The sequence below is a fragment of the bacterium genome (genome assembly GCA_021372515.1).
Lineage (GTDB): Bacteria > Gemmatimonadota > Glassbacteria > GWA2-58-10 > GWA2-58-10 > JAJFUG01.
Genome location: JAJFUG010000015.1, coordinates 23,086 through 34,999 on the forward strand (window position 1 = coordinate 23,086; position 11,914 = coordinate 34,999).

The 11,914-nt window shown below is 61.7% G+C and carries 7 protein-coding genes; 3 read left to right on the forward strand and 4 right to left on the reverse strand.

What is annotated here, in order from left to right:
- Window positions 1–21: 21 nt before the first annotated feature.
- From LLH00_01295 to LLH00_01305, 3 genes are all read left to right on the forward strand, one after another.
- On the forward strand, window positions 22–3,327 hold the full coding sequence (locus LLH00_01295; GenBank protein ID MCE5269901.1) for a hypothetical protein: 3,306 nt from the start codon (window positions 22–24) through the stop codon (window positions 3,325–3,327).
- Window positions 3,328–3,397: 70 nt separating this feature from the next.
- Window positions 3,398–4,597: a PorV/PorQ family protein gene (locus LLH00_01300; protein ID MCE5269902.1), complete on the forward strand. Its 1,200-nt coding sequence runs from the start codon at window positions 3,398–3,400 to the stop codon at window positions 4,595–4,597.
- A gap of 229 nt (window positions 4,598–4,826) precedes the next feature.
- Window positions 4,827–6,599 carry a hypothetical protein gene (locus tag LLH00_01305; protein MCE5269903.1) on the forward strand — a complete coding sequence of 591 codons (1,773 nt, stop codon included), beginning with the start codon at window positions 4,827–4,829 and terminating at the stop codon, window positions 6,597–6,599.
- Window positions 6,600–6,626: 27 nt separating this feature from the next.
- On the opposite strand, the gene LLH00_01310 is transcribed toward LLH00_01305, so the two are convergent.
- The 4 genes from LLH00_01310 to LLH00_01325 all read right to left on the reverse strand — a co-directional run bounded on the left by LLH00_01310 (window position 6,627) and on the right by LLH00_01325 (window position 11,866).
- A complete protein-coding gene (locus LLH00_01310) occupies window positions 6,627–7,154 on the reverse strand; it encodes a hypothetical protein (protein ID MCE5269904.1) in 528 nt (175 codons plus the stop codon).
- 172 nt (window positions 7,155–7,326) lie between these two features.
- Window positions 7,327–8,736, reverse strand: coding sequence for an ABC transporter permease subunit (locus LLH00_01315; protein ID MCE5269905.1), 1,410 nt, complete (start codon window positions 8,734–8,736; stop codon window positions 7,327–7,329).
- 22 nt (window positions 8,737–8,758) lie between these two features.
- Complete coding sequence (locus tag LLH00_01320; protein ID MCE5269906.1) at window positions 8,759–10,354, reverse strand: ABC transporter permease subunit; 1,596 nt, start codon at window positions 10,352–10,354, stop codon at window positions 8,759–8,761.
- A 51-nt stretch (window positions 10,355–10,405) separates the two neighbouring features.
- The gene (locus LLH00_01325) at window positions 10,406–11,866 is read right to left on the reverse strand and encodes an ABC transporter permease (protein ID MCE5269907.1); all 1,461 of its coding nucleotides are present in this window, start codon (window positions 11,864–11,866) and stop codon (window positions 10,406–10,408) included.
- Window positions 11,867–11,914: the final 48 nt, after the last annotated feature.

Below are 11,914 nucleotides of genomic sequence, written 5' to 3' on the forward strand. Positions count from 1 at the left end.
ATCAACACTCGGAGAGTTCCAATGAACAGGCATCTGCTTCTGATATTCGTCATTGCCGCTTTGCTGTCGGCTCTGGCAAGCGTGGCCCTCGGTGAGGTCAAGACCGAGTACACCGCCCAGGGCAACAACGTGGGGGCGATAATCGGCACCGGCTACGGCGGGCCTTTCTGGGGCCGGGCCCAGTTCCCGCGCGGCTCGGGTAATTTCTACGGCACCCACGATGACTCCAAGTGGAACAAGGATTCCGATGACACCCGCATCAACTGGGGCGTCAGCATCGCCCGCGACCTGAACGGGGACGGCGTGTCGGACGACACGCTGTACAACAAGTACCGCGGGGCGCACATCTACGGCTGCAACAACAGCCTGGAGTCGTACGATCTGCTCTCCGGCCTTTACAACTCGGGCAACAATATGTTCGAGGCGGCCTCCCGCGCCGAGGTCAACCGGGTCTATTCCTCGCTCGACCCCGAGGACCTGGCGGCCTGGCCGGCCGAGTTCCGCCAGGGCCGCACCGCTGAGGGTGACCCGATCCTCATCGGCGCCGAAACGGTCTGCGTCCGCTTCGGGGACGCTTTCCACGAAGCCGGCGACGCCATGGGTGTGTCCATGGAATACCGCTTCCACATGCTCAATTTCGGCGAGAGCAACAATATGGTTTACGGGCATGTGTTCATCCGCAACATGTCCGAGTACAACAAGTGGAACCCGCTCAAAAAGTACGCCGCCCAGATGCAGTCCACGCCGGACGGCCAGGTCTGGAAGGGCTGGCAGTACCATTTCGCCATGACCCGCATGCGCATCGGCGCCCGGGATGAGGGCTGGATAATCAACTGCCCCTACAATATCCTGGGACAGGTGGACCGTGACAATGCCGAGGCCTCCTTCGCCGGCAACGTCCCGGCCATGATCGCGCAGATGGCGCTGCGCCTGCCCTCGTTCAGGGGCGAAACCATGGAGCTGACCAACGCCAACGCCATGGCCTGGAACTGCGAGTACGGTTACTGCGACGCCCCGGATGTGCTGGAGAACGGGCACGACGCCGGAGAGAGCTACCGCTACGGCCTGGGTGAGAAAGCCGGAGAGCTGTCGCACAAGAGCAACCTGGAAGGCCTGGTCAGCCCCTGGACCGGCCGTCAGGCCTGGGGCTACCCCGGAATAATGGACCCCGGCGACAGCCGCTACAACCAGTGGATGTGGGGTGACAGGCAGGCCGAGAACACCTACATGTTCTGGTCCGAGCTGCACGATTTCGCCCCGCGCGACAGCGCGAGCGCCGATTTCGTCCTCATGTTCGTCATGCCGCCGTCCGGCACCTGGGCCATGCCCAGGGCCACGCTGGCCAATCTGGACGACCAGAACGTGCAGGCCCACTTCGCGCCCGTCCTGAGCAACGCCAACGTGGCCAGACTGGTCTACGACGGCGGCCTGATCGTGCCCGAGACCCCAGCCCCGCCCGCGCTGACCATCATCCCCGGAGACCGCCAGGTTGCAATCACCTGGAGCGACATCAATTTCCAGACCCCGGACAAGTACTACTATTTCCTGCAGGCGCATCCCGAGCTGGACCCCAATCATCATTACAAAGAGTATGATATGGAGGGCTACCGGCTCTACCGCAGCTTCGTCGGCCCGAGCGACACCCACTCCGAGCTGATATTCTCCTGCAGCAAGAGCAGCGACAACATCCAGTTCTACTACCTGGACAGCTACGAGAAAGACCAGCCGCTCTACCGCATGTGGAACGGCAAGAAGGTCTGGTACGCCCTGGTGCCGTTCGACAAGAACTACGACACTGTCACCGGCGCCGAGTTCAGCCTTCCCATTCCGACCAGCGGCAAGACCTGGAACCGTCCGGGCCAGAACCTCTACACCGTGATCCCGCGCAGTGATGCCAGCGATTTCAGGGCGGCCGAGGTCGATGGCCAGGTCCGGTTCATCGCCGCGGACGGCTCCACGCCCGAGAACGCGCGCAACGTAGTGCTCAGCGGCCCGGGCGACGGCAGTCTGACCGACCCGCCGGTCGAGCTGGCCCCGCTGCCGTTCTACACGGTGGAATTCGTTCCGGTCAACAACGAGCGGCTCACCGCCGCCAAGACAGTTTACCTGACAGTCAAGGACCGCATTGTCTACGACCAGCAGTGTGATGGCAACATCATGGCCGTGGAGAACACGCTGTCCCTGATCGACGGCAGCTACGAGACCGCGTCCAAGAGCCTGTACGGCGGCGGAGCGGACCGCCCGGTGCTCAGCCTGGCCGGCCCGGTCGACAATGCCGGGATCAACTACAACTTCGATTTCACCTTCGACAGCATGTCCAAGCGCGGTGTCTACACCGGCCTGTATTTCCACATCAACACGGGCGGCTACACGGGTGGCGCTGTACAGGTACTGACCGCCCGTGGTTGCGGCCCCGAGGCCCGTCCCGGCACCTCGCCCTCCAACTTGTACACCACCCGCGCCGGAAGATTCCAGGTGACCTGGAAAGACGCCGGCGGCGGCAACCTGACCGTGGAGGTCAAGGCCCTGTCCCGCGGTGCGGCCGCGGTGGACAAGGTGGATTACCCGGACGAGTGGGGCTGGGGTTTCCAGACCAAGGCCGGTTCCGGTGGTGACCTGATCGGCAACCGTGGCACGTACTACGACGAGGCTTTCGGCAGCGGCGCTCTGCCCAAGAGCGAGCGCACGGTAAAGATGGCCTCCACTATCCCGGCGGACAACATCGAGCAGTTCGGCCTGTTCCTCAACGGCATCCTCTGGATCGCCAACAAGGATGGCGGCGACGGGATTACGATGCCGGCGGCCGGGACTGTCTGGATCATCGACAACGCCTACGGCTCCTGGGACGACGATATGAAAAAGTTCACCCAGGTCCCGGACATGGCGTTCCCGGGCGACAAGTGGGAGATCAAGATCAAACCGTCCAGCCTGGACCCTACCAACGCAGACATGAGCCTGATCAGCGTGGTGCCGAACCCCTATCTGGCCTCCTCTATCCTCGACCTGTCGCCCGACAGCCGCCGCATAGAGTTCGTCAACCTGCCCGACAAGTGCACGATCCGTATCTACACGTTGAACGGCAACCTGGTCAACATGCTCAACCACATCGGCGCCAACCGTCAAGGCTGGGGCGACTACACCGACTGGGACCGTCTGAACGTCAACAACCAGCCTGCGGAGCTGACCGGCTACGACAACCACGGCGGGACCGAGGCCTGGAACCTGCGTAACCGTTTCGGCCAGACCGTGGCCAGCGGCCTGTATTTCTACGTTGTCACCGACTCGCGCGGAAAAAAGTTCACCGGGAAGTTCTATGTGGTCATCTGACGGCGTCTCCCGACTCAGACAATCACATTCCCGGACGACTTTCTGGCTTGAAACACATTGGAGGCTCAACATGTTAAGGAAAGCGGTCTCATTCTCCTTAGCCACCGCTGCGAGTCTTCTGCTGCTAACGAGCGCGGCTCTGTTCGGCCAAGGGGTTATGCGGCAGGAATACAGCGGCCTGGACAAGTATCCAGTCCAGGGACATCCCGAGTCGTCCTCGTTCGTGGGCGTGCGCGCCGCCGAGTTCCTGACTATCCCGGTCGGTTCGCGCGGGATTGCCATGGGCGGAGCGTACACGGCCATCTGCGAGGGCGTGTCGGCCATCTGGTGGAACCCGGCCGGCATCGGATTCCTGGAAAGCAAAGAGGTCATGGCCACGGTGGTGGACTACACCCTCGACCTGACCTACACCTACGGCGCTATGGCCATGCCGGTGGCGGACGGCCGCGTGTCGGTGGGCGCCTTCTTCGGCTACCTGGATGTGCCGGAGATGAAGATCACCACGATCAACAGCCCGCTCGGCACAGGCCACACGTTCAACGCCTATGATTTCCAGATGGGCGGATCGCTGGCCTATCATTTCTCGGACCGCTTTGTCGGCGGCCTGAGCCTGAAATACATCCACGAGGACGTGTTCAACAACATCGGCGGCAACGCTTTCGCCATCGATGCCGGCGGTATCTACCACACCGAGTTCATCGATCACGACATCAAGTTCGCCTTCGCCGTGCAGAACCTGGGCTCCAACATCACCATGCGCGGCTCCAACCTGATCGTGAGCCTGGCCCCGGAGGGCACCGGCGACGGATACAGCGATTTCTCCACCGACCGCAGCGCCATGAGCCGCCGGGCCTCGCGTGACGCCATGCGCATGACCCACACCTACCGGTTGCCCACCGCGGTGAAAATCGCCGCCGCCATGAACCTTTACACCAACGAGAAAGTCAACTGGCTGGTCTCGGGTGAGGTCTGGCGCAACAGCGACATCCCGATCAGCTATTCCACGGGCACCGAGATGAGCTACAATTTCAACCCGGTTATCTCGGCCGCCCTGCGTTTCGGCTGGCAGATACAGACCGATGAGTTCACCGACAACACCGACCAGTACGGGTACGAGTACTACGGCGACGACCCGACGTTCCGCGGCCTGAGCATCGGCGGCGGCTTTGTCCGCAAAATCGGCGGGCGCACCCTGGCCTTCGATTACGCCTATCGCAACAAGGGTAACCTGTCGGCCGACAACTATTTCTCGCTGACTTTCGGGTTCTGAGCCGAAAACTTCTGCAAGCTATGTGCAGAACCTGCAACACGCCCCTCCGGTCCGGATGCTCCGGTCCGGAGGGGCAATTTTTGATTCGATTCCCGCCCTCCGGCATCCGACTCTGTTTCACTCCGCTGATACAGGTTGACACGGAAGCTGCATTGGAGGATAATACTGCGTCTCCCGCTGTGGTGGACTGCGCCGGCCATAATCTCCGTTACGGACCTGGAAGGGTGATATGTCAGCTCTGGACTATCTGATAGTGATCGGGTATTTCGCTGTCATGCTCTTTATCGGCCTTAGGCACCAGAAAGTCGCATCTCTGGATGTCCGGAGCTATTTCCTGGGGGGTAATAAAATACCCTGGTGGATCACGGCCATGAGCTCGAGCATGGCCTCGATCGACATCACCGGCACGATGGTCAACGTGTCGCTGCTCTACTACATGGGGATACGCTCGTTCTGGTACAACATCTGGGTAGTGGGCGAGGTGGCCGCGATGCTCCACCTGGGACGCTGGATCAGACGCTCGAAGGTGGTCACGGCGGCGGAATGGATGACCACGCGTTTCGGCTCCGGCTGGGCCGGCGAGTTGCCCCGGCTCACCATCGCCATCGTTTCGCTCGGCCTTCTGCTGGGCTACGTGGCCTACGCCTTTGTCGGGGTGGGCAAGTTCATCTCGGCCTTCGTCCCGGCCTTGAGCGCCGACCCCCTTACCAACGCCCGGCTCTGGGGAACGATAGTGATCTGCTTCACCGCGCTCTATGCGGTTCTGGGCGGACTTTTCAGCGTGGCCTACACCGACCTGATCCAGACTTTCATCCTCTTCCTCACCTCCATCTATATCGCCGTGACCGCTTTCCTCAAGGTCTCGCCCGATTTCATCGCCGCCCACACCCCCGCGGGCTGGAACATGGTGCGCCCCACCACCCGGATCGACTATCTGCACGGGGTATCGCTGGCCGGGTACCCGGCCGGGGCTTTCGAGCTGTTCCTGCCCTGGCTGCTGATGTGGGGGTTCCAGACTCTGCTGGCGTTCTTTTCCGGCCCGGGCGTGGGACAGAGCATGCAGTTCATGCTCTCCACGGCCAGCGCCCGCGACACCTGCAAGCAAGGGGCGGGCTTCCACCTGATGGCTTTCCCACGCTGGATTCTGGTGGCCGGGCTGGCCCTGCTGACCCTGACCCTGCAGGTGGACGTGACCGACACGGACATGCTGCTGCCCGAGATGATCAACCGTCTGCTGCCCTGGGGGGTCAAGGGGTTCGTGCTGGTGGGGTTCCTGGCGGCGTTCATGTCCACCTTTTCGATCAGCATCAACAACGGCACCTCGTACATCATCCGCGACATCTACCTGCGCTACGTGCGGCCGGAGGCGGGACGGCGCGAGTTCCTGAACGTGACCTACCTCTCCTCCGTGGCTTTCGTCATCCTGGGAATCTGGCTGGGCGCCTCGATGCAGAGCGTGCTCGAGCTGGGGATCTGGGTCTATTCCGTGCTGGCGGGGAGCCTCCTGATACCGCTGATCCTGCGCTGGTACTGGTGGCGTTTCAACGGCTGGGGCTTTTCGTTCGGTATGATCGCCGCGTTCGCCGTGGGAGTGGGGCAGAAAATCCTGCAGAACTGCACCTCGGTCGCCTGGCCGGACTACGTGTTCTATTTCCTGATGATCGTCATCTCGGTGGTGGTCTCGGTGGCCGGCACCCTGCTTACCCCGGCCACGGACCGCGAAACCCTGCTCCAATTCTACCGCAGCATACAGCCCTGGGGCTTCTGGGGCCCGGTCCGCCGCGAGGTGGCGGCCAGGTGGCCCGGGTTCAGCGGCGAGAGGATGCTGGCTCTGGACCTGACCAACTGCCTGGTGGGCGCGGTGAGCCTTTTCTGTCTGAACCTGATGCCGTTCTATTTCATGCTCCACGACTGGAGCATGTTCCTGCGGCTGCTGGCGGTGTTCCTCGTGACTGCGGCGGTGATGTACCGCACCTGGTACCGGACCCTGCCGCAGGATTGAGACCTGATGCTCCCGAAGCCTGCGCCGTTACCGGCCTTCCCTACCCTGTTCCTCCCCGGGTTCCTCGAATCCCGCCGGCGCATTCACCGTGACAGGTGGAGCGGGGAAGAAACGGTCGAATAGCGCGTTGTTCAGGCTCTGCATGACAGCGGCCAGCGCCAGGCCGGCCAGCATCAGGCCGGCGGCCTTGATGACCGATGTCAGCCGCAGCGTGGAGCACCGGGCGTACAGCCAGGTGACTATGACCGCCAGGGTCAGGCCCAGCATAAACCAATCCATTGCATGGCCGTTCGGCGCCAGCCCCAGCGCGCTCTGCGCCTGTTGCCACTCCAGTCCGTCGTGCCCGCGCCCGGCCAGGAAGAATCGCACCGTGTAGAAAAACGGAGCGGCAGCAACGCCGGCCAGAACAGCGTCCGCCGCCACGACACTACGGTGGGCGCGCGCGTACCAGAGCAGCGTGCCGACCGTCGCCAGCACAGTGCAGGCCGGGCCGCCCAGGGCGATCCAGATCATCTGCTCCCACTCCACCTGTCCCTGCAGGATGTATTCTTTCAACGGCGTAGGAAAAACCGGGATACCCTGGACCCAGCCGGACACAGCGTGACCCAGCTCATGCAGATAGATGCTGCCGAGGAGGGCGACGGTATAAGCTGCGGCATTTGACACGACCGGCCTCATACACCATCCTTTCATTCAAGTTATGCCCAAGCGTTTCACGCAGCGGCCCTCACCTCACGTCACAGCGCAGGAACGCCACGTAGGCCCCGGCGAAAAACAGGGCCCCGAACAGGAACAGCAGGCCGGCCCAGGGTAGCACCGCGCGCGCCAGGCCCAACAGGTCGCCGGGACTCTCCCGGAACTTGGGCAGACTGTTGAAATCGAGCGGGCCGGTCATTTTTCGTAATGCATCCTTATCATTCCAGCCCCACCAGTCCAGCGGCTGGGGGTAGACATCCAGCAGGTAACGGCGCAGGCTCAGACGGTATTCCTGCATCTGATCCATGTATTTCTCGTAGTGCGCGATCCCGGAGCCGGCCAGGTTCTCCAGGCAGAGCGCGTAGCAGACATAGGGTGAAACCAGGGTCGCCTTGCGGGCCAGGACCACCTGACGGACCTGGCTGTTGTGATAGCCGGTCATCACCCCGTTCCAGGCGTCCCCCAGCGCCAGGGCCCGCCCCAGGGGCTCGCCCGGCGACCAGTGGCCGCTCATTCCGACATCTTTCAGCTCGGGGTGCTTTTCATGGTAAGAGTTGAGGGCCTGCTCCTCGGCCTCCCGGGCCTGCTGACTGGCCTGATCCGGCTGTTCCACATCGGTCAGACGGGTGGCGATATAGCCGCCGGAGCCGGGGATGACTATCACCAGCAGGGCCCAGCAGATAAGGCAGAGCACCAGGCTGGCCGCGGACTCCCGGGTGCGGGTCGAGATCAACAGCCCGAGCAGCAGGAATACCGCCACGTACACCAGGGACAGGGCCAGGGTCGCCCCGATCACCATCCAGTCGCGCAGGCTGAAAGCGAGCGCGCCGAACAGCCGGAGCAGGAGCAGGTGCACCAGCAGGCCCACGGCCAGGGCCCAGGCGATGGCGATGAAACCGCCCAGGAACTTGGCTGTCAGAAATGTTGTCCTCGACACGCTGTTCGACAGGCAGAGCCGCAGGGTGCCGCTTTCCCGCTCCCCGGATACGGAGTCGTAGACCATGACCAGGGCGAAAAAGCTCAGAACCAGTCCGATGATGAGCGACCAGTCGAGGGCCTGGCCGCTGGCCAGCAGGAAATTGGAGCGCACTTGTTTCGTGGGTCCGTAAACCCGGAACGCGGAGGGCCGGCAGGCGTTGGGCAGCTCCGGCTCTTTCCCGTCGGCGATGAAACCCAGATGGCCGGGCTGCATGAACACCCAGGCGCCCTGGAAATTGTAGCTGAAAACATGGAAAATGGCGCCATCCCAGGAAGCCTCTTCGGCGATCCTGGCCAGAGTCGCATTGTTGTTGCGCTCGAAATCGGCCGCCCGCTCACGGTATTCCGGGATGTAAAACAAGGCGCTTACTGTCAGCAGCAGCGTGATCAGGGCGAACATCAGCATGAAGCGCAGGGTCTTCAGGTGATCGGTAAGCTCTTTCAGGACAAGATGGATCAGCATGGCGACACCTCTATCAAAAGGCTCAGCGGACATCCACCCGCAGGAAAGCGGTCCAGGCGAGCGTGAAGAACAGAAGGTTGAAAAACACCAGGATACCGATTTCGGGCCAGGCTGCGAGCAGACTGGCCATAGGAGCGGGCCGCACGAATAAGAAGCGCGGTAAATCTTTCAGATCAAGCGGATGCACCTGATAGTTGACAATGTCCTTCATGCTTTCCTCGCCGTTTGCCGCCACCGCTGCCGCCACCTCTCGCGCGCTGAGAAAATCGCTCATCGGCTTCTGGGTGAACAGACGCCAGGAGTCCAGGCCGCCCCGGTCCTTGATGTAGGAGATCAACACGTTGCGGTACTGCGACGACTGATCGATGAACTCCAGGTAGCCGGCCTCCCCTGTTCCGGCCAGATACGATCCGGCGTTGTAGAACGCGCGCGAAGGCGAGGCCAGGCTGAGCAGACGGGCCAGGCGCGACTGACCGGACAGATCGTGCAGATAGTTTCGGTAGATGTCCCAGGCTTGGTCTTCATACTGCATGCGCCGGTTGTGTCCGAAAATCGAGCCGGCCTCGAACCATTCCATCACCTCGCGCACTGAATAGAAAACCCGCCAAGCGTAAGGCCAGTCGCCGGTCCAGACACTCCGTTCCCTTTCCATCTTGAGGTTCAGCTCCCTGGCTTCCCCCTCGGAGAGGTTGCGCCCCAGCCCCTCGTCGATCTGCCGCACTGGCCAGGGATGCTGCCGGGTGTATTGCTGCATGTCCTCCTGCCATTGCCCGTCCAGGGCCTGGACCTGGCTGTCCACTGTGGCCCTGTCCGGCACAGGCCTCAACTCGCGGGCCATGTATACCGCGCAGTTGGGCAGGATTAACACCGTGACCACCCAGAACGAAAGCAGCAGGATCAGTGCAGTGGAGGAGCGCATCACCCGGACCGAAATGAACATCCCCGCCAGATAGAACGCCCCCAGCAGCAGCACGGCCAGCAGGAACACGAGTCCCAGACTCAGGTAATCCGCGGGGGCGAGCGCTATCGACGGGTTGAGACGCAGGATCAGCAGGCTCACCAGGGCCCCAGCCATAAGCGGCAGCACCACCGTGGCCATTCCGCCCAGGTAGCTGCCCAGCAGGACCGACCAGCGCGGCACATTGCTGGCGATCATCAGCTTGAGCGTGCCCTGCTCGCGCTCGCCGGAAATTGAATTGTAGGCCACGAAAACCACCAGCAGGCTCAGGACTATCTCCACCACCGTGGCCAGGTCGAACACCGTGAACACCGCCAGCAGCGGGTTTTTCACCCCGGTCTCCTCGCCTATTTTCGGGGCCTGGTCGAAACCGACATCGAAATAATTGCCGGTGCGCTTGGCTATCCCCTCGCAGACCACCGAGAGCACCGAGGGTGGCCGGATGACTCCTGCCCGCAGCTCGGCGAAGGTCATGACCTCTTTCAGCCCTTCCTCGTTGCGCTGGACCAGATCGTGGTACTCGGCCAGGCGCTCGGAGTAGTCCTGGGACAGGATCAGCGTGCTGGCCGCCAGCAGCACCACGCTGAGGATAAAACTGGCGCTGAAGCGGAACGTGATGATATTGGCCAGGAACTTTTGCCTGGCAATGAGATAGACCATATCATTCCGTCCTGATATGAAGGTTGAATAATAGAACTTCCCGCCGCTGCCCTACCGCACGTCATATCGCAGGAACCCGGCAAATGCGACGGTGAAAAACAGAATGTTGAACAGCACCAGCACCGTGGCCCAGGGCAGGGATGATTTCACCCTTTCGGCCAGGGGCTGGCTCTGGTACACATAGTGCGGACGGTCGCTCAGGTCGAGCGGGGAATTTTTCATGTTCCGCCAGTCGGAAATCCGCTTCCGATCTTTCTCCTCCGATTTCTTTTGACTGTATTCTTGTGTGGTTTGCATGTATTCCGAGATGTGCCGCCGCACGTATTCCGCGTTGCCGAAACCTGTGGCGGCCAGGTCGGAGGCCAGGTAGAGATAGTCGGCGTAGGGTGAGACCGCGGCGATGTTTTTCGCTATCTCGGTCTGGCGTTTCGATTCCAGTTCCAGTTTCTCCTGCAGCTTTTTATAGCCGTCAATTATCGGTTGGTAGATTTTGTCGCGGATCTCCCTCCACTCCCGTCTGTAAGTAAGCCCCATCTCTTTCAGGTCCGAGTCCGGAGCCTCCATGCCCGTGCGAAACAGCACCTGGTCGTCCGGAATGGCCTTGTACTGCCGGAACAGGTCGCCGTACTGCTTTTCGAAGCGGCGGTCCAGTTCCGCCCGCCTCTCGTCCAGTTGTTTCTGCACACTGCCCCCCTGGCCCAGGGCTTCGTTCAGCTCGTTGTTCTCCTTCTTGAGCCGGATCAGCGAGGGAATGGGGCAAAGCCGGGTGGAAACAAACGGCCCGAGGTTGGGCAGCACCAGGACAATCAGCACCCAGAGCAGGAGCGACTTTAGGATCGACACCGAGGAGGAATGCGAGAAAGCCGAGGCCGCCAGCCCCAGCAGGTAGAACATCGAGATGTAGAGCGTGGAGGCCGCCGCCAGGGCGGTGAAAGCGAGCCAGTCGGTGGCGTGCCAACTCACTCCCGGGTGGCTCGTGATGTAGACCGCGCCCAGCAATATCGAGACCAGAAACGGGACAAGAAGGCTGGCCGTGCCGCCGATCCATTTGCCGAACAGGATGGTCGCCCGTGGGAACGAATTCGAGCATACCAGTTTGAGTGTTCCGCTCTCGCGCTCGCCGCAGATCGAGTCGTAGGAAAACAGTATCCCCAGCAGGCTCATGATAATAGAGACGATGAACACCAGGTCGAGCGGGCGGAACAGCTCAGGAACAAAATTGGCGTCGAAGCCCTGGGTGTTATCCGTAAACAGGCCGAGCACCACCGGGCTGAGCGCCTCGGGCGGGTTGAGCGGATATTCGGTGAAAAAAGGACTTGTCGGGCCGTATTGCTCGATGAAATCATTCTGCGACTGGACATCAATACGGTGATCCTGGACCTGCCGGCTGTAGGAGTGCGACTGCAGCATCAGGCAGAGAACGGTGAGCAGTGCGGCGATCGCCAGCCCGGCCAGGAAACGCAGGTTCAGCAGGTTGTCGAGGAATTCCTTGAAAATCAGGGTCCGCAGCATGGCAGTTCTCCCCGGATTGTTAATAAGCTGCCCTCAGCGCACGTCGTA

Excerpts from the sequence above, each read along its gene's own strand:
- LLH00_01325 (MCE5269907.1), bottom strand. The coding sequence starts at position 11,866 with ATGCTGCGGACCCTGATTTTCAAGGAATTCCTCGACAACCTGCTGAAC.
- LLH00_01305 (MCE5269903.1), top strand. The coding sequence starts at position 4,827 with ATGTCAGCTCTGGACTATCTGATAGTGATCGGGTATTTCGCTGTCATG.
- LLH00_01320 (MCE5269906.1), bottom strand. The coding sequence starts at position 10,354 with ATGGTCTATCTCATTGCCAGGCAAAAGTTCCTGGCCAATATCATCACG.
- LLH00_01295 (MCE5269901.1), top strand. The coding sequence starts at position 22 with ATGAACAGGCATCTGCTTCTGATATTCGTCATTGCCGCTTTGCTGTCG.
- LLH00_01300 (MCE5269902.1), top strand. The coding sequence starts at position 3,398 with ATGTTAAGGAAAGCGGTCTCATTCTCCTTAGCCACCGCTGCGAGTCTT.
- LLH00_01315 (MCE5269905.1), bottom strand. The coding sequence starts at position 8,736 with ATGCTGATCCATCTTGTCCTGAAAGAGCTTACCGATCACCTGAAGACC.